This is a genomic window from Providencia sp. PROV114, from assembly GCF_032704305.1.
Classification (GTDB): domain Bacteria; phylum Pseudomonadota; class Gammaproteobacteria; order Enterobacterales; family Enterobacteriaceae; genus Providencia; species Providencia rettgeri.
Genome location: NZ_CP120528.1, coordinates 82,111 through 100,826 on the forward strand (window position 1 = coordinate 82,111; position 18,716 = coordinate 100,826).

Annotated in this window: 21 protein-coding genes; 6 read left to right on the forward strand and 15 right to left on the reverse strand. The window is 35.6% G+C overall.

Features of this window, described 5'->3' with window-relative positions; genetic code table 11:
- Nucleotides 1-31 precede the first annotated feature (31 nt).
- Nucleotides 32-937 (forward strand): LysR substrate-binding domain-containing protein, encoded by a 906-nt coding sequence (locus P3L37_RS00325; RefSeq protein WP_004906621.1) that lies wholly within the window; start codon nucleotides 32-34, stop codon nucleotides 935-937.
- Between the two features lie 44 nt (nucleotides 938-981).
- Here the strand turns inward: P3L37_RS00325 and P3L37_RS00330 are convergent, their stop codons facing one another.
- Nucleotides 982-1,857 carry a pirin family protein gene (locus P3L37_RS00330; protein ID WP_109913242.1) on the reverse strand — a complete coding sequence of 292 codons (876 nt, stop codon included), beginning with the start codon at nucleotides 1,855-1,857 and terminating at the stop codon, nucleotides 982-984.
- Nucleotides 1,858-2,123: 266 nt separating this feature from the next.
- Between P3L37_RS00330 and P3L37_RS00335 the strand changes: the two genes are divergently transcribed.
- From P3L37_RS00335 to P3L37_RS00345, 3 genes are all read left to right on the forward strand, one after another.
- Entirely contained in the window at nucleotides 2,124-2,801 is a 678-nt protein-coding gene (locus P3L37_RS00335; protein WP_004906617.1) for a hydrolase, read from the forward strand.
- Nucleotides 2,802-2,896: 95 nt separating this feature from the next.
- The gene (locus P3L37_RS00340) at nucleotides 2,897-3,463 is read left to right on the forward strand and encodes a YceI family protein (RefSeq protein ID WP_109913240.1); all 567 of its coding nucleotides are present in this window, start codon (nucleotides 2,897-2,899) and stop codon (nucleotides 3,461-3,463) included.
- A gap of 14 nt (nucleotides 3,464-3,477) precedes the next feature.
- Nucleotides 3,478-4,686 carry a lactate oxidase gene (locus P3L37_RS00345; RefSeq protein ID WP_004906610.1) on the forward strand — a complete coding sequence of 403 codons (1,209 nt, stop codon included), beginning with the start codon at nucleotides 3,478-3,480 and terminating at the stop codon, nucleotides 4,684-4,686.
- A gap of 282 nt (nucleotides 4,687-4,968) precedes the next feature.
- Here the strand turns inward: P3L37_RS00345 and P3L37_RS00350 are convergent, their stop codons facing one another.
- From P3L37_RS00350 to P3L37_RS00395, 10 genes are all read right to left on the reverse strand, one after another.
- Nucleotides 4,969-5,331, reverse strand: a complete 363-nt coding sequence (locus tag P3L37_RS00350) for a helix-turn-helix domain-containing protein (RefSeq protein WP_109913239.1) — start codon at nucleotides 5,329-5,331, stop codon at nucleotides 4,969-4,971.
- A gap of 135 nt (nucleotides 5,332-5,466) precedes the next feature.
- Nucleotides 5,467-6,315, reverse strand: coding sequence for a hypothetical protein (locus P3L37_RS00355; protein WP_109913238.1), 849 nt, complete (start codon nucleotides 6,313-6,315; stop codon nucleotides 5,467-5,469).
- Nucleotides 6,281-6,793: a fimbrial protein gene (locus P3L37_RS00360; RefSeq protein ID WP_109913237.1), complete on the reverse strand. Its 513-nt coding sequence runs from the start codon at nucleotides 6,791-6,793 to the stop codon at nucleotides 6,281-6,283. Before P3L37_RS00360 ends, P3L37_RS00355 begins: the two co-directional genes overlap by 35 nt.
- Before the next feature lies 1 nt (nucleotide 6,794).
- Entirely contained in the window at nucleotides 6,795-7,544 is a 750-nt protein-coding gene (locus tag P3L37_RS00365; protein ID WP_109913236.1) for a fimbria/pilus periplasmic chaperone, read from the reverse strand.
- A 20-nt stretch (nucleotides 7,545-7,564) separates the two neighbouring features.
- The gene (locus P3L37_RS00370; RefSeq protein ID WP_109913235.1) at nucleotides 7,565-8,068 is read right to left on the reverse strand and encodes a fimbrial protein; all 504 of its coding nucleotides are present in this window, start codon (nucleotides 8,066-8,068) and stop codon (nucleotides 7,565-7,567) included.
- Between the two features lies 1 nt (nucleotide 8,069).
- Complete coding sequence (locus tag P3L37_RS00375; protein ID WP_109913234.1) at nucleotides 8,070-8,687, reverse strand: fimbrial protein; 618 nt, start codon at nucleotides 8,685-8,687, stop codon at nucleotides 8,070-8,072.
- A 12-nt stretch (nucleotides 8,688-8,699) separates the two neighbouring features.
- The gene (locus P3L37_RS00380) at nucleotides 8,700-9,422 is read right to left on the reverse strand and encodes a fimbria/pilus periplasmic chaperone (RefSeq protein WP_109913233.1); all 723 of its coding nucleotides are present in this window, start codon (nucleotides 9,420-9,422) and stop codon (nucleotides 8,700-8,702) included.
- A gap of 15 nt (nucleotides 9,423-9,437) precedes the next feature.
- A complete protein-coding gene (locus tag P3L37_RS00385) occupies nucleotides 9,438-11,930 on the reverse strand; it encodes a fimbria/pilus outer membrane usher protein (protein ID WP_162598878.1) in 2,493 nt (830 codons plus the stop codon).
- A 56-nt stretch (nucleotides 11,931-11,986) separates the two neighbouring features.
- Nucleotides 11,987-12,511: a fimbrial protein gene (locus P3L37_RS00390; RefSeq protein ID WP_109913232.1), complete on the reverse strand. Its 525-nt coding sequence runs from the start codon at nucleotides 12,509-12,511 to the stop codon at nucleotides 11,987-11,989.
- Nucleotides 12,512-12,564: 53 nt separating this feature from the next.
- Nucleotides 12,565-13,152, reverse strand: a complete 588-nt coding sequence (locus P3L37_RS00395) for a fimbrial protein (protein WP_109913231.1) — start codon at nucleotides 13,150-13,152, stop codon at nucleotides 12,565-12,567.
- 560 nt (nucleotides 13,153-13,712) lie between these two features.
- Between P3L37_RS00395 and P3L37_RS00400 the strand changes: the two genes are divergently transcribed.
- Complete coding sequence (locus tag P3L37_RS00400) at nucleotides 13,713-14,429, forward strand: transcriptional regulator (RefSeq protein WP_110731515.1); 717 nt, start codon at nucleotides 13,713-13,715, stop codon at nucleotides 14,427-14,429.
- A gap of 10 nt (nucleotides 14,430-14,439) precedes the next feature.
- On the forward strand, nucleotides 14,440-14,874 hold the full coding sequence (locus tag P3L37_RS00405; RefSeq protein WP_164528241.1) for a hypothetical protein: 435 nt from the start codon (nucleotides 14,440-14,442) through the stop codon (nucleotides 14,872-14,874).
- A 481-nt stretch (nucleotides 14,875-15,355) separates the two neighbouring features.
- Here P3L37_RS00405 and trpS read toward each other — a convergent pair whose 3' ends face one another.
- The 4 genes from trpS to dam are packed head-to-tail and all read right to left on the reverse strand — an operon-like array spanning nucleotide 15,356 to nucleotide 18,697.
- Nucleotides 15,356-16,399: a tryptophan--tRNA ligase gene (gene trpS / locus P3L37_RS00410; RefSeq protein WP_109913176.1), complete on the reverse strand. Its 1,044-nt coding sequence runs from the start codon at nucleotides 16,397-16,399 to the stop codon at nucleotides 15,356-15,358.
- Nucleotides 16,400-16,415: 16 nt separating this feature from the next.
- Entirely contained in the window at nucleotides 16,416-17,108 is a 693-nt protein-coding gene (locus P3L37_RS00415) for a phosphoglycolate phosphatase (RefSeq protein ID WP_109913175.1), read from the reverse strand.
- Nucleotides 17,105-17,779 carry a ribulose-phosphate 3-epimerase gene (gene rpe / locus P3L37_RS00420; RefSeq protein WP_004263207.1) on the reverse strand — a complete coding sequence of 225 codons (675 nt, stop codon included), beginning with the start codon at nucleotides 17,777-17,779 and terminating at the stop codon, nucleotides 17,105-17,107. The genes P3L37_RS00415 and rpe overlap by 4 nt, the downstream gene beginning before the upstream one ends.
- 15 nt (nucleotides 17,780-17,794) lie before the next feature.
- Nucleotides 17,795-18,697: an adenine-specific DNA-methyltransferase gene (dam, locus tag P3L37_RS00425; protein ID WP_198635205.1), complete on the reverse strand. Its 903-nt coding sequence runs from the start codon at nucleotides 18,695-18,697 to the stop codon at nucleotides 17,795-17,797.
- Between the last annotated feature and the right edge of the window lie 19 nt (nucleotides 18,698-18,716).

Consider the following 18,716-nt stretch of genomic DNA (forward strand, 5'->3'; position numbering starts at 1 on the left):
ATTGCGATTAGGAATATTGAGGGGGGGTGAGATGCAATATGATTTAAATGATCTCTACTATTTTGTGAAAGTTGTCGAATATGGTGGTTTTTCACAAGCGGGTTTGGCTCTAGGGATCCCTAAATCTAAATTGAGTCGACGTATTGCAGACTTAGAGAAAAACCTTAATGTTTCATTGATTTACCGTTCTACTCGCCAGTTTCATGTCACGGAAGTGGGGCAAGTCTTTTATCAGCAGTGTAAAAATGTGGTGGATGAAGCTGAAGTTGCTCATGAATTGATTTGTTCCGTTCAGTCACACCCTAAAGGAACGATCAAGTTATCGTGTCCAGTCGCACTGTTACAAGTCTATCTAAATGAATTACTTGTAGATTTTATGATAAAGTACCCTGATATCGATGTTCAAATTTTAGCAGTTAACCGCCCTGTGGATGTGATTAGTGAAGGGTTGGATTTAGCTATTCGAGTGCGTTCATTGCCATTAGATGATTCAGGCTTAATGATGAAAGTACTAGGATATTCACGGCGTATCTTAGTGGCTAGCCCGCAGTTATTCGCAGAGCACGGTGAACTCACAGAGCCCGAAAAGCTGGTGGATTACCCGATGTTAGCGAATACAGAGCACTCACAAAATTACACGTTGACCCTAAAAAATAGTCACGATCTTAGCTTTACGCAGCATTTCACCCCGAAGTTAGCGACAACAGATATTTTAACGTTATACCATGCGGCACGCAAAGGTGTTGGGATCGCAAGGTTGCCTTATGGTGTGGTAGAAAAAGACATTGAATCAGGGGATTTGATAGAGGTATTACCGAAATGGCAGTTTCCTGAAGATATTATTCATGCGGTATATCCATCACGCAAAGGGTTGTTGCCATCAATCCAATTATTATTAAATCATTTAGCAGATAATATTTCACCGTCAGTGAAATAAATTTCCCCGATAGCGCATTAGGCTATCAGGGAAATATTTCTCATTTACTGTGTTTCAGGAATGCGGCCAAATTTCCCACTGTTGAAATCATTCACTGCTTCATTGATTTCTTGCACAGTATTCATCACAAATGGGCCGTAACCAACAACCGGCTCGTTAATAGGATCACCACTGAGCAACAGTACTAAGGCATCTTCTGTGGCTTCTAACAGAATATTGCTATCTGTATCGTCGAGGATCATCAGCTCCCCTTCGTTTAAAGCGGAACGACCATCAACAAATATTGAACCACGTAACATGACTAAACCGACATAGCGTCCCGCTTTGGTTGGGATACCGACCGTTTTACCTTTGTTAAGCTGCAAATCCCATACATCTAATGGACTAAAGGTTTTTGCTGCACCTTTATTGCCTAAATAGTCACCCGCGATCACTCGCAGTGTTCCTGCATCATTGGGTAATGCGACTTTTGGCATACTATGGCTTTCTAACAGCTGGTAGCCGGGGGCCGCTGATTTGTCTTTTGCTGGCAAATTAACCCACAGTTGTACCATATCAAGAGTGCCACCTTGTTTCATGAAGGCGTCAGACTGATACTCTTGATGTAAAATACCCGATGCCGCAGTCATCCATTGAACATCACCTGGGCCTATCACACCGCCTTCACCCGTAGAATCATGGTGAGCCACTTCGCCATCATACACTATTGTAACGGTTTCAAACCCACGGTGTGGATGCTCGCCAACACCCCTGTTTGCCGAATTTGAGCTTGGGAAATCAAAAGGCCCCGCTCTGTCGAGTAAAAGGAATGGGTTGAGGTATTTCCCATGATCGTTATAGCTAAACATTGAACGGACAGGAAAGCCGTCTCCGACCCAATGGCTGCGAGGAGATTGATAGATACCAATAATTTTTTTCATGGTTTTGCTCCTAAAATTGTTTTGATGGCTGAATAATAAAGGAGCAAATCATTTGGCAGTAGTAGCAAAAATAGGTTTCATTGTTGCAGTGATAGAACAATAGAATAAAGTCTAATTATTCTATTTATAGAACAGTGTTTATCAAAAACTGGACTACTCAGCCTTAAATCGATGAATTAATCTAAATAACACGAAAACGGAGCGGCTATCGTTCTATTTTTAAATCAAAAACAGATTTCATATTTTATCGATTGAGAGGTTTCATCATGAGTAGCCCAGCTAATTTTAACGGTCAACGTCCTGCTATTAACCCAGAAGATGCGGTGATGTTATTAATCGATCACCAGAGTGGCTTATTTCAAACCGTAGGTGACATGCCAATGACGGAATTGCGTGCTCGTGCAGCTGTTCTGGCTAAAATGGCTTCTCTAGCTAAAATTCCAGTAATAACAACGGCTTCTGTACCTCAAGGCCCAAATGGTCCGTTGATCCCAGAAATTCATCAAAATGCGCCACATGCACAATATATTGCACGCCGTGGCGAAATTAATGCATGGGATAACCCTGAGTTTGTGGCAGCGGTAAAAGCAACAGGTAAAAAACAATTAATTATTGCAGGAACCATTACCAGTGTTTGTATGGCTTTCCCTGCGATAAGTGCGGTGATGGATGGTTATCAAGTATTTGTGGTCATTGATGCATCAGGTACTTACAGCAAAATGGCGCAAGAAATCACCTTAGCGCGTGTCGTTCAAGCGGGTGTCGTTCCAATGGATACTGCGGCTGTTGCTTCAGAATTACAAGGGACTTGGAACCGTGAAGATGCGGCGGAGTGGGCAATGGCTTACACACAAATTTTCCCTGCTTATCAATTATTAATTGAAAGCTACAGCAAAGCGCAAGATGTTCTGAAAAATAATGAGCAATTAGATTCTGAACGTTAATTCGCGATAGGCCTCACATTTAACTTACGAAATTAAATCAGGTAGCGTTATGACTATAAAGCTGCCTATTTGCAATTGAATTTTAAGGAAATACGATGAAAAAGCTTGCATTACCTTTGCTGGTTTCTTTGTTTGCGTTTGGTACAGCACAGGCAGCAGACTATAAATTAGACTCAACGCATACCAAAGCGGTGTTTTATATTGACCATTTCAATACTTCTACCAATAGCGGCGGTTTTCACAATATCACTGGGAATATGAGCTATTCTCCGGAAAAACAAACGGGTAGCGTCAGTGTGAAAATTCCAGTGGAGACATTAAATACTGGGTTATCAGCCTTTGATAATCATATTAAAAGTGCAGATATGCTAGATGTCGCAAAATATCCAACTATTGAGTTTAAATCGACTAAATGGAACTTTGCAGACAACAAACCTGTATCTATTGATGGTGTTCTGACTATGAAAGGCCAATCACACCCAGTTCAGCTGAAAGCGACCAAATTTAGTTGTTATTTCAGCCCAATCTTTAAAGCTGATGTGTGTGGTGGTGATTTTGAAACAACCATTGACCGTACACAATGGGGGGTAGATTACCTAGTTAAAGAGGGTATGACAAAAGATGTGACCATCAAGATTCAAGCTGAAGCAATTAAACAGTAAGGGATATACTAACTATGTTGAATTTTAAAAGAAAAAATACTGTTGTTACATCAACTTTATTGGCTGTTGCATTGACATTCGGTACTGCTCAGGCGGCAGAATACAAAGCGAGCGATAAAGAAGGCCCAATTAAAATTGTGAACTTGGATGAATTAGAAAGCCAGGTTGCCAAAAGTATGGATAAAGGTGCTTTTGGTTATATTCGCGGTGGTGCTGAAGATGAATTAAACCTGAAGAAGAATACGCAACACTTTGATAATAAATATATTATGCCAAGAGTGATGCAGGGAATTGAAATTTCAGATATTGACCTTTCAACTGATTTTTTAGGAATTAAACTAAAAACCCCTATTATTCAAGCGCCGATGGCAGCTCAAGGATTAGCGCATAAAGATGGGGAAATAGCGACAGCAAAAGGTATGGCTAAAGCAGGTTCTATTTTCTCATTAAGTACTTATGGGAATAAAACGATTGAAGAAGTGGCTGAAGTTTCAGGGGAAAACCCGTTCTTTTTCCAGCTTTATATGAGCAAAAATAATGCTTTTAACGAATTTACGTTAAAGCGAGCCAAAGAAAGTGGTGCTAAAGCGATTATTTTAACTGTTGACTCCCCTGTTGGTGGGTATCGTGAAGATGATATTCGTAATAACTTCCAGTTCCCACTGGGCTTTGCCAACTTAGAGCTATTTGCTAAGCAAAATAGTGATGGTTCGAAAACAGGTAAAGGTGCAGGGATCAGTGAAATTTATGCACAAGCGAAACAAGCCTTTACACCAGCCGATATTCAATACGTGAAAAAGTTATCAGGATTACCGGTAATAGTTAAAGGTATTCAATCACCTGAAGATGCCGATGTTGTGATCAAAGCCGGTGCCGATGCGATTTGGGTCTCTAATCACGGTGGTCGCCAGTTAGACAGTGGTCCTGCGTCTTTTGATGTACTGCCGTCAATTGCTAAAGTCGTAGATAAGCGTGTTCCAATTGTATTCGACAGTGGTGTACGCCGTGGCTCCCATGTATTTAAAGCTTTAGCGAGCGGTGCGGATGTTGTGGCTGTTGGTCGTCCTATTCTCTACGGGTTGAATTTAGGTGGAGCAGAAGGGGTGAACTCAGTGATCCAACAGCTGAATAAAGAACTTTCTATCAATATGATGTTAGGTGGTGCGAAAAATATTGAAGGTGTTAAGGCGACTAAGCTGTATACCGACAAAGATTTTCAATAATTAAAGTTAAACTCATTGGTTAATTAAAAACGGGAAAATTTTCCCGTTTTTTTATGCGTAGTATAATGTTTTTTTTAAATCGTTATTTTAATTTCCAATGCAAATTATCTGTTGTTTCATGTTTTCGATATTAGCATGGTTTTTCATAACTAAAGAAAATCAAAAATATATTAATAATATTACATTCATATGAATTTTTTAATTAATTAACTTATGTTTTATAGAAGTGTTGAAATAATAAAGTTCATGGCTCATATGGTTATAAATTAAAAATTATCTATGCTAATTTATGGGTTTAAAATAAAAAATGTCTGTACTTTCTATATTTCTATCGGATGAAAATAAAAAATGGTATTTTCGATATAATGCTGGGTAATTTACTTTGACCTCTTTAACTAATCGAGTAATAAAGTCATTGAAAGATATATCTAATTTTGATAGTAAATATATCATTAAACCTAAGTCTAACCTTGCTATCCCTCTTTCATAGCGAGAAATCTGTTGTTGACTAAGGCCGACAGATTTACCTAATTCAGCTCCTGATAAGCCTTTTGCTTTTCTCAAATAAGCGATTTCACGGCCAATTAGCATGGTGAGAGCTAAACGATCATCTTTAATTATTAAGGGTTTTTTAAGTGTAAACATCGTTAATTAATTCCTTATATGACAAATGAAAATTGAAGGATATTTTGGATTAAACATCAAGCTTTTTCATTAAATCGCGTAATATCATATATTCAAAATACAATAATATTATTAATAACAGTTTATAATATTGGGTTAATTATAAGTCATTACTAACAGTGTACTGCCAGAAAAATCACCGCCAATGACATTATCATTTGCAGATAAGGTGCTTCTAACCTTTACGTTGATGGATTGATTAACCGGTACTTTAATGTTTTCGGATGGACCTTTATCATCAAGATCTAACGTAGAGTAAATACTTTTATCATCTCTAAGGTATAATTTGTCATCAACTAAATTTTGAAACTCCAGGCTGACAGAGACATCGCCAGTGGTAATTTTTTCATGAGTGCAGGTTATAGTCGCATCAGTTGTTATTGACTTCCCATTAATTTCACTCGTGTTCACTAGTCCGTAGTCATGAACAATCTCAATTGGTGTGATTTTACAAACAGCATCGCCAATGATTTCAATAATAGAATCGTCACCAACACAAAAGTCGATAAACTGCCATTCGACTTGCCCTAACTTCCCACGCCCTATACATATTCCTTCTTTTATAAATAGTAAAGCTGTATTGCCCGCAGCAATTTTTACTGGAAACTTTGGTCTTAGTGGGGTGAAACAGTTACCGTCTGCTGTTCCAGGAACATCGATAATACTCCAACCACCAGATTTATTCCCTGCCATTAATGATACGGTATCACCTGAATAGCAGCCTTTAAAACCAGAACCTTCTGGTTGTGCCAGTGATGCGTAGAACTCAAAGTCAGCGCCCATTTCAATGGTAGCGGAACCATCTGCGTGTCTAATAAGCTTAAATATTTCCCCTTCGAAACCAGCGTGACTCATTGAACTATATGGTAAAATGGTTAGTAACAGTATATATAAAATTGTGTTAATAATTTTATTGGTATTCAGCTTCAATTGTTGCATTAGCATTAAACTCCCCTTCTATCAGCTCCCCTTCATCATTTTTAATGAGAACCGCATGAAGCTTAGGTATATTATTGGCATTAATCGGAATACTTTTGTCTAATTCAAATGGCTTACCATCATGAAATATTTTTATTCCTAAATTCTCTTGTTCATTAGTTCGTACTGTTGCGTTATCAGGATCAAAACTCACGGCATTACCACTAATTTTAAGTGTTAATTGCAGCTCATCCGATTCTCCATCACATGTTATATCGTAAGGTATTTCTCTTTCATATTTTCCTGATGAAATATTATTAATTCCTATATTATCACCAAAGTTTATTTCAATTGTTTTGCTATCACTAATTTGGCATTGTGGTTTAGATACCACACTACCCACAATAGAAAATTTTATTGTTTCAGTATCTTTAGCCATTATTGTATTACTAATGAATAAGCATAATGGAAGAATAATTAAATTAAATTTTTTGATTGCTAACATTTTAATTACTCTTATGGTTTATTTTTTCTACATTACATTCATTGTTTTTACATAAAAATGAAATGTTAATACTAGTCCCATAATCATTTACGATTGAAATAACTGGAGTTTGAAGAACGATATTATTTGGAATATCCAGTTCATAGTTATCTTTAGGTGGTATTACTGCTGGGTTAAACCCATGTAGCATTTTATTTCCATTTTTAATAGCAACCATATTAATGTTATAATCAGTTGGATTGAAAATTTTAAATTTATTTTTTTCTTTTGAAATGGTAATGTTTTGGGTTCCTGGTGTTGCTAATGTGCTTTTTCTTATAACAATATTTTCGGGTCTATAAAATATTTTAATTCTAGTCTGTAATGCAAATTGTAATGCATTTTTATTATTACTTTTTGGTGGGATTTCTCTGATATTTAGAAAAAAAAGGCTTTCCCTGTCTTGAGGTAAGTTTTGTATATTAGCTAAACCTCTTAATCTGATTAAAGTTTTATTTCCAGCCTCAATCCGTTGTATTGGTGGTAAAGCTACTAATGGTTCATTTATTTTTTCTCCATTAGCATTTTCAACCCAAGAGTGAATGAGATAAGGTGATTTTTTATCATTATTTGTAACTGTAACTTCAACAGACTCTTCATTTCCATTAAAAATAAGTCGAGTGCGATCTAGAGATAGAGCAGCATTAGATTGAAATGCAATACTCATACCTAATGATAACAATAAAAAAATCATATGTAATTTAATTTTCATATAACTATCACTCCAATATTTTAATCATAACTCATAGAGAAAGTTACAACTGAAGAAAAGCTACCTGTTGAAATTTTAGATAGGTCATATCCAACTAACATAGCTTCAATATTTAATTGATTTGTTCCTGAAGAAAGTTCAATGTCACTCATTGGTACATCTGGTGAAATATTATCACCATCTTCAGAGATAAGTTTAATTGCAATGCCTTTAGCTTCTCCAGTAACTGCAAATAACTCTTCATTATCAGAAAATTTATCGCCATGAAATGTAAATTTAACAAATTTACTTATCGATATATCACAATCATTTAATGTAATATTGACATTTCTTTTAGCTGCGACTGTATTATTATTAAATGTTGATTTTACTATAGGGCCAAAATCAATTAATTGCTCTTCGGAGTCCAATGATAATGTACAAGGTTCAGATATGAGTGTTCCATAAAAATGAATATCAGTATCTTTCGAAAAAGTTAGCTGAGGAATAAAAAATACAATCACTAAATAAAAAACATTTTTCATTTTATTTGTATTCCAAAGATATATTTATAACTGAATTAAATTCACCGACTTTTAGCTCATTATTTGTTTTTACAATTTGAGCTGTGAATGATACTCCTGATTTTCCTTTGGATATAATCATAGGATGATGATGTTTATTCGGTATAATGATGTTACCTCTATTATCTTCAAGACGAATAGCTATCCCTTTTGCTTCACCATTAATTTTAAAAAAGTTAGAGTCTGATCTATCAGGAATACCATTAAAATGTAATTTAATGATTGCTTCATCTGGCGTGTATATTAAGTTACCAGAGTGGAATTCATCAACAGCAATGCCATTATTTATGCCACATCCTTTAAATCTTAAGTTAATCAATGTAGGTAATGACATATCTCCAACGTGACGAAATTGGGATGTATTGCTTTCTCCTAGAGAAAATTCTTGTTCTAACGATTCTTCATCTAAAGTACATGGTGACTCAAGTAGTTCACCATGTACATATAGTTCCCCGTTTAGCCCGTCTACATCCCAATTCCGATCAATAACATCAGAGTAGGTTTCAAATGTTAAAAATAGGATAGCTACTAATAATAAAATGTAATTAGCCTTTAAGTATATATTTTTTATCAGTAGCATAATTATTCCTACTTAAATATCATCAGCAACACATCGATTTCCTTGGCAATGAAAGCCTAAAATTGGCTTTCCACCAAAATCATTGATAGTTCTAATAAATGGTTTTTGAAAGGTCCGACTCTTTACTTTTTTATTTGATTTAGGTTCAATCATTACAGCTTCAAAATTTTTCTCTAATGGTTGATTCTCTGCACCTGTAATACCTATCAAGTTAATATAATATGGAGTTGGGTTTTCGACCATATATCCATCATTTTCTTTATTAAGAATAATTTTGTTATCCCATCTAGTATTTTTTTCTGGAATGATAGACTCGGGTCTATAAAATAGTTTTATCTTTGTTTGCAATGCTAATTGCATTACATTTGGTTTGTCGCTTTTAGGTGGCACTTCCCTAACATTGAAATAAAAAACAGATTCTCTATCTTGTGGTAACTGGCTGATATTTGCTGTTTTAGTTATTTTAATAACACTTTTATCTCCTGGCTCGACCCGCTGTAATGGTGGAGTTGTAAGAAATGGGCTAATTATTTTTTCACCCGCTTCATTTTCAAGCCATGATTGTGCTAAATAGGGTAACTTTTTATTTTCATTCTTAATGTTAAGGACAATGGACTTCTCATTTCCTGGATAAATAGCTCTAGTTCTATCAAGCGCTATCGCAGCATACCCATTATGAGCGACAGTAAAAAAAGAAATCAAAATAGTACCAATATTGATAATAGATTTATTCATAATAAATAGTTAACCTCAATTAATCGTACAAGGTAATAGTAAAGAGTCGCCTGTAGTGAGTTCTTTAGGAAAACGTATTTGGCAACGCTGATCTTTACCAAATGTTATAAAGGCTATCTCTTCACTATTAGCACCAACTATCCATGTATTTCCGTTATCTCCAACAATACCAAGTTCATCTCCTTTGGCATTTTTAACTAGGGCTCCAAAAGGTGGTTCAGAGCCATCATTTAATTTTATTGAGGCCATTATTTTCGCCCCTTTTAAAATATCAAAGTGATGATAACCGATAGCACCTTCAGTAAATGCACTCTCTCTAACAGGTGTTCCTTTTGGTTCTATATCATCAGCAAATTTATTTACATCTAATTTAATTGATACTTTATAATAACTACTAATATCCGTAATAACTCCATAGCCATATCTATTCGAATGTATTCCATTACCTATAGGTACACCGCTGGTTTTATCGGTATCAACTAATACTCGAGTTCCTCCCGCATTTCCTCCTGGGTGTAATGCCATACCTTGGCTTGTTGCTGTCATTCCTCCTCTAGAGGAAAAGCCCATCGATTTATAATCACCTTGGAGAATTGAAGCATTTAAGCTTAAATCAGACGAATCACCCCTATGAGCGTAAAACCCACTTATTTGTGGATTAACACCATTATCATTGCGAACGCCAACATTAATTCTATAACTATCTCCATTATCTAGCCTGCTATAATAACCAGCAGTTTGAGAGTAAGTATTTCCACTGTAATTAGCATTATAGCTTACGGTTGCTTTTTGAAGAGGAATGCTCATTCCAATGAATAAAGCATTGTCCCATTTATAATTATATTTACTTCTTGATAGATTTAAGTTTAATGATATATCTCGTATATCGCCAATATCTATATACTTATTTAAGGCAAAACTGTAGTAATCGATGTCATCTTTATCCCAATAGGTTTGATGACTCCAACTGATATTTGTGCTCAACCGCTGTTCTGAAAAATTCTTGCTTGCTGTAATAGTGTATAATTCTTTTCCTTTAGATAATAGATAGTTTCCTTTTAATGAATCAATGAATTGCCCCATTGACATATAATCTTTTTCAGAAAAACGGTATCCTGCAAATGTAATATCACTATCTAATTCATCAAATCGTTTGGAATAACTTAGTCGCCAAGATTTACCATTTAATTTATTTGTGTGGTTTTTATTGTTAGCATTTATGTTATTGACCTCAGCCCAAGATTGAGTTAGATCGACTGATAATGCACCAAGCCAAAACAAGTCTCTTCCTAATCCTACGCTAACTGATTGATATGGTTTAGAAAGTATTAGGCCACCATAAACAGACCAAGCATTAGAAACACCCCAAGATAATTCACCTGATGTAAATAAAGGTCCTTCAATATGACGTTGATTATCACTTGGTTTACCGGTGAATAATTTATATCTTATTTGCCCAGGTCTTGTTAAATATGGAACTGTCGCTGTGTCAGCAGTATAAGTTTGAACGCTGCCATCTGCTTCTTCAACTCTTACATCTAAACGGCCTTTAACAAAACTATTGAGATCTGAGATTTTAAATGGCCCAGCGGCTACAGTCGTTTCACTAAGAATTCGCCCTTTTTGACTGACAATAACGGTTGCATTTGTTTTTGCGACGCCTGTAATTTCTGGCGCGTATCCTCTCAATTTAGGTGGTATCATCCTTTCATCACTAATTAATGAGCCACCGATAAAACGCCAAGTGTCAAATATGTCAGAGTTTACATATGTTTCACCTAGGACTAATTGAGAGGTTATCCACGGTAATGCTCTAAATGCATAAATACGGCTCCAATCGAACTTGCTTTCAGTATTTCTAGAGGAATTACGATAACTAGCTTGGTAATCTCCTCTGAATCGCCATGCGCCATAATTTACTCCAAGTGTTCCGTTAGAACTGATATTTTTGCTACTATTACCGTCGTCTGGTTTTATGAAATTACCGTTTATATTATAATCAAGCATGATTCCTGGAATACCATTATCCCATAAGGATTGAGGTAACCAATTCTCATCACTGTACTCAAGCCAAGCCTGAGGAATAGATACTTTTAATGATGCATCGGATAAATCACCTTTAACGAATGCGCCATCAATTGAATTAAAATCAATACACTTACCATTATCCCAGGTTTTTATATCACCAATAACACTTTCTTTTAAACCCATAAAAGGAAGAAATTCTGGCTTAATGCATGCTTCAACGATATCATTCTCATTTCTTTCTTTAAAAGAAAATTCTGATTCCATAACATCATATTCATTAATGTATAGTCGAAGAAGGTAACTGCCGGGCATTATATATCCAGCTTGAGAAAAATGAGATATGTCTATATTTTTTTTTATATCATCATCAAGGATATCAGTATTAAATTCTACAGCTTTTGCAGTGTTAATGGTGGATAAAAGCATAAGAGAAAAATTTAATAATAATACTTTGAAAATGATTTTTTTTAAATTTAGCACATAACACCTCTCAACTGAATAATCAACGATATTCATTAGTAAATGACTATCAGCTTTTAGTGATAAGAAACCATATAACGAATAAAACTTTTATAATTACCAGCTTTAAGTGGTTTATTATTTCTTACTAATTGTATCTTATAATATAGAGTTGTATTTTTATCTTGTAACTCAATAGCTGGCATTGCTTCTTTATCTTTTGCAACATTAAATTCATTATCATATATTTTTATACCGACACCTTCAGCACTGCCTGTAGTTAAAAATGTATTTTCAACATTCATATCCAGTAATCCAGAAAATGTTATATTTGCATCAATCCATTTTTCTCCTGATTCTTTATTCAAGTCACAATTAACAAGATGAATAGAAAAATCTTTAATTGGAGATAAACTTTTACCTGATAAATAATTAATAGATATAGCTCCAAAATCAATATCCTGATAAATATCATCAGTTAGTATTGAACAGGCAGATTCAATTATCTGGCCATTGAGTGTGACACTCCCATGCCCTTGTTTATTTGCCATAACATTAGTGGAAAAAATGGCAAATAATACTAATGTTAATCTTTTTATCACCTGGCTATACCTAATTAATAGTGGCCGGACGATATTGACCGGCCAATAAATTATTACATATAAGATAATGTGAAATTAGTTACTGCTGTGAATTCACCTGTTGCAAGGCTAGCATCATCGATACCTTGTAAGTATGCAGAGAAATTCAGAGTATTATCGCCATTGATTAATTCACGGCCATTACTTTCTTTGTTTAGTTCAATTACGGTACCTGAGCCATCAGTGATTGCAACACCCGCACCTTTAGCTGTTCCGGTAATTCCTAATAATGTATTGATTGGACCTGCACTGCCTGCAGCTGGTGAACCACCAAAAGTGATTTTTACTGTATTACCGACTAAAGCACGAGTATCTTCACCAGGACCAACTGGGCTTTCTTCTTCAAAAGAACAGTTTTCTAATAAGATATCGAAGTTACGAGGAGTTGACTGGCCATTGTCTTTCAATTGTGATTTTGCAATTTGACCAAGATCGATTTCTTGGTTTGTTGAATCTGGATTGATAGAACATGCAGCTTCAATAATAGAACCTGTAAATGTAATTTTACCTGAACCTTGACTTGGCTCACTTGCTGCCTGAACACCAAAAGTAGCAAGACCAGCAGTAAAAATTAAAGCAGTTGTGATTTTGTTAAATTTCATATTTTCTACACTCTTCTATAATTAAAAACGAATAACAACAATAGGATTAATAACAATAATACTTACAGCTTATTACTTCAGCTTATTACTTACAGCTTATTCAGTAGTACTCAATTACTAAAATGAATAGAGGCTAAATATGTATTAAAAAATAAATAAGCATAAGTCCGTTATTTGAGTTTCAAATATTAATGTAAAAATTCAACAAAATAAACGCTCACTACAAAGTAAAGAAAAAACAAAATAAAAAACCAGGTTTTTATAGATTAACGGAATATTTATCTAAAATATAAATTTAAAAATATTTATACTCTAAACTGTTGATATAAAAGTTTGTTAAATTAATTGTTTTTGTACTATAGAAATCTATTTTTAATGTAAATAAATAAAATATAGTGGTGAAAATTGTCTTGTCAGTGACTTTTTATCCATAAAAAAATTTTTTTATGAAAAATAAAGATACACTCAGTTATCATTAAAAATTGAAATTTGTTTGTTGATCTTTTGTATTCAAATATGGCAATATAATGAAAGGTTAACCTAATAGTAAAGTTAATGTGATGAAATATATTATCAATGATAAAGTTATTTATGATGAGAGTGCACAGACATTAAGTCGTGATAATACAATAATAAGCTTAACATTGCCCTGTAGCCAGTTATTATCTGTTTTCATAAAAAAGCAAAATATAGTTATTAGTCGAGACTATTTATTAGAAAAGGTCTGGGGGAAATTAGGTCGAGTATCTTCCAACCATAACTTGAGTCAAAATATATTTTTGCTACGAAAGAATTTGAGTGAGCTTGGCTTAGAAAAAATAATAGAGACGATCCCAAAGCAAGGGTTTAAATTCGTTGCTTCTGCTACTATCGAAAACTTGCCGTTCAAAAACTCTGAAAAAAAAGCAAAAACGAAAATCAAAATAAAAAAGAGATACTTTTTTATTTTAATAATGATCGTTTTACTGTTTATATCAATTTATTTTTATATATCAAAATCGTACAATGCTGTTGTTGTGAAATCGCTAACCATCGATAGATGTGATATTTTTTTAAGAAAAAAAATATCAAATGAAGAGCGTTTTTTGAAAGAAATGGAAAAAAACACTCAAAATATAGCGGAAAGGTGCAAAAATAAAAATGGTATCATTTTATATGATGATAGTGAGACTATAGGAAAAAACGGTGTTTATGAAAGCATTCTTTCTTGGTGCAAAAAAGATAAAGATGAAAATATTTATGAATGCGAAAACAATATTTATCTACATGTTCGTTAGTAGCATAATATTGGCTATCGCGGTAGCTAGCTTCTATTTTTTTCACTCAAAATATTCAATACCGAATAACTGTCATGGTGTCATTAATTTTACCAATAATGAAGCAGAAGAAGAGCTGATCTATGGTAGGGTTTCTGTTATTTATCACTTGGTTAACGACAATAAATATATCGTTAATGAATATGGAACAGTACACAATAATAATAAAAGCTATACCATGGACAGGGTATTAACTTTGACTATCCAAGGGAAAACAAAAGATGACGCCATCATTTTTAAAAAGGGGAAAGTAGAATTAAATGCTACGGACAATGTGCCGCCTGATATATCGGCATACTTAGCGGGGAATCACGATCTTCTTTTCTATAAGTTCACACTGTTAAAAGATAACCTTTGGAGTATCTCTGATGTCAAACGAGTTGTTTTTGTGTGTCAGAGTGAGTAATTCAACATATTGAAAATAAAAATATTTTATTTAAATTAGCTAATTAGCTTTGATAGTTAAAGTTGTTAGCTTATTGCCTATAGTATTTTAACTCATCTAATTTAGATTATTTTTGTGGTCAAATCAGGTTGGCCACGACTCTTTTTTCACTAAAAACTCACCGATTTTTTTGATTATTCGTTATGTTATCGATAAGTGTGTCTTGATAAGATGCTTAGTTAACTATCATTTTCTGATGCTATTATCAATTAGAAAGGAGAGAATAATAAGATCTTCTTTCTAGAAAATGAATTTAATTATTAAATAATAATTACACCTAACTATCAGCTGATTAAAAAATTGAATGGTTTTATTGGACAAGGCATAGTGAAATGATAATGAATGAGTGTATTGATTATATCAATTTCTCTTTGGTATTAATCTATCCTTATAATAAAAAGTAGGGGAATACGTACATTTCCCCTACTTATGTAAAAATAAACTATAAAATTGGGCGTTTAACGAAGCCAATTGCTTCATAAACTTTATCTAACGTTTCTTGCGCGCGAGCAGCCGCTTTAGTTGCACCTTCATCCATAATTTGGTTGAGCAGCGCTTCATCATTACGGAATTCATGGTAGCGAGTTTGAAGAGTAGTTAACATGCCAGAAACAGCTTCTGCTACAGCACCTTTTAGATGACCGTACATTTGGCCTTCAAATTCTGCTTCGAGTTCTGCGATTTTCTTACCAGTCACGCCCGACATGATATCTAATAAGTTAGAAACACCCGGTTTGTTTTCTAAATCATAACGAATACGCGGTGGCTCTTCGGAGTCAGTCATTGCGCGTTTGATTTTTTTCACGACAGATTTCGGGTCTTCTAATAATGCGATAACGTTGTTACGGTTATCATCAGACTTAGACATTTTCTTGGTTGGATCTTGTAGCGCCATAACACGGGCACCACCACCAGTCGGAATGAATGGATCGGGTACAGTGAAAATATCACCGTAAATAGCATTGAAGCGTTGAGCAATATCACGGCTCAATTCAAGATGTTGTTTCTGGTCAATGCCAACGGGTACTTGATTTGTTTGATAAATCAAAATATCGGCTGCCATTAGTACCGGGTAATCAAATAGGCCTGCATTGATATTTTCTGCATGACGGGCAGATTTATCTTTAAACTGAGTCATACGGCTCAATTCACCGAAATAGGTGTAGCAGTTAAGCGCCCAGCTCAGTTGAGCGTGTTGTGGTACATGGGACTGAACAAAAATAGTGCTTTTTTTCGGGTCAATGCCACAAGCTAAATAAAGCGCGAGTGTATCAAGGGTTCTTTTACGCAGCTCGATAGGGTCTTGGCGAACGGTGATAGCGTGCTGGTCAACGATACAGTAAATGCAATCGTAGTCATCTTGCATTTGTACCCACTGACGTAATGCACCCATATAGTTACCGATGGTTAATTCACCGGAAGGCTGTGCGCCGCTGAATACGATTGGTTTTTGGGGTTGCTTTAAATTTTCAGTGGGAGTACTCATTTAGTTATGTCCTTGCTTATTTTATTTCAGATAACCCAATTGCAGGTAATAAATCAGAAAAATGTGTTAATACACAGTTCGGTTCACTCAGTGCAATAGATTCACCATAGTTATAACCGTAGGTCAGACCGACACACGGGCATTCAGCGCTTTTCGCTGCAATAATATCATTACGAGAATCGCCGACAAAAAGCAATTCTTCTTTACGTAAACCGAATGTTCCCATCGTTAAGTAGAGAGGAGCTGGATGCGGTTTTAAAGCTTTGACATCATCGCTACCCAATACCAGAGAAAAGTAGTGTTCAATGCCTAACTTCTTCAATAATGGCGCAATAAATGGGGTTGCTTTATTCGTTACAATTCCCATAGGCAGGCCATGTTTCGCTAATTGCTCTAAAGTGTCTTTTACTTCAGGGAACAGTTGGCTGCCTGTTGTGACAGATGTTGCATAGAATTTATCAAAACTGGCTCGCGCTCTTTTTTGTAGCTCGGGCGTGATTTCGGCTCCTGCCCAAGAAAGCGCTCGCTCAACTAATATATCAACCCCATTGCCGACCCAAATAGAAACGCGTTCTTTACCTGCGGGAGGGAAATTTAATTCGTTGAGCATGTTGTCGATAGCGTCAGCTAAGCCGCTGGCGCTGTCTACGAGAGTGCCGTCTAAATCGAAAGCTATCGCTTTGATATTCTCTAATACGACTTGAGTCATTGAGATACCTTTTGTAATTCGTTACGCATCGCGTCGATAACAGTTTTATAGTCGGGTTGGTCGAAAATAGCAGAACCTGCAACGAAGGTGTCGGCACCTGCTGCTGCAATCTCTGCGATATTATTCACCTTGACACCGCCATCGACTTCCAAACGAATATCATAACCACTCTCATCAATTAATTTACGGACTTGGCGCAATTTATTGAGTGTTTGTGGGATAAAGGATTGGCCTCCAAAGCCGGGGTTGACAGACATGAGCAGGATCATATCGACTTTATCCATCACATAATCAAGGTAGCTAAGTGGGGTTGCTGGGTTAAATACTAGCCCTGCGGTACAGCCATGCTCGCGAATTAACTGCAGTGAGCGGTCAACGTGTTCACTGGCTTCAGGGTGGAAGCTAATATGGGTTGCACCCGCTTTAGCAAAGTCAGGGATAATGCGGTCAACGGGTTTCACCATTAAATGGACATCAATAGGTGCGGTTATTCCGTAGTCTCGCAGTGCTTTACATATAGGCGCCCCAAACGTTAAGTTTGGTACATAATGGTTGTCCATAACATCAAAATGCACGATATCGGCACCAGCTGCAAGAACATTGGCAGTATCTTCGCCTAAACGGGCAAAGTCAGCAGATAAAATAGATGGGGCAATGAGAAAGTTTTTCATTATTGTCTCCGATTATTAATCGTTATCTGAGAGCCATTCATCGCTAGGTACAAGGCGCTGTGTTTTTTTCTTATCTATTTTTCTAGGAGAAAGGCTATTTGGTATACCCGGATATAATGCCAGTAACTCATTGACTTTTGTCCGGTTCAATATATTTCTACTGATAGTGCGACGTACTTTTACAATATGTAATTGGGCTTGATGATACCACTCTCTCGTCATCGGGGTATCATGATTTGAGATCAAGACAGGGATTTTGCTTTCTGTTGATAACTTTTGTGCCAAAATCGCTAAGTTTTGTTGTTCAAGCGAATTAAATGAATTCGTATGATACGCGGTGAAATTAGCGGTATCTGATAAAGGTGCATAGGGTGGGTCACAGTAGACAACAGATCCCTCTTTTGCGTTGAGCAAAGTTTCACCATAATGCTGAGTCATAAATATCGCATTTTGTGATTTTTCAGCAAACCACAGTAATTCTTCTTTAGGAAAATAGGGCTTTTTATAGCGGCCGAAAGGAACATTAAATTCACCACGAGAATTATAACGGCATAACCCATTATAGCAGTGGCGGTTTAAGTATAAAAAAAGGACACTGCGTTTCTCAGTATCGGTCGATTGGTTAAAGGCTTCACGCATTAAGTAATATTGTTCGGAAGTATTATATTCAGGTGTGAAGATTTGCTGGGCTTCTTCGATAAAAGAATCAGCACGGTCTTTAACTGTATTATAGAGGTTGATGAGGTCACTGTTGATATCTGCCAGTATGTAGGAATCATAACTGGTGTTTAAAAACACTGACCCAGCACCAACAAAAGGCTCAATTAAGCAATCACCTTGTGGAAGGTGTTTTTTGATTTCTTCCACAAGGGGGTATTTGCCCCCAGCCCATTTTAAAAAAGCGCGTTTTTTTTTCATGCCGTCTTTATTATTACAA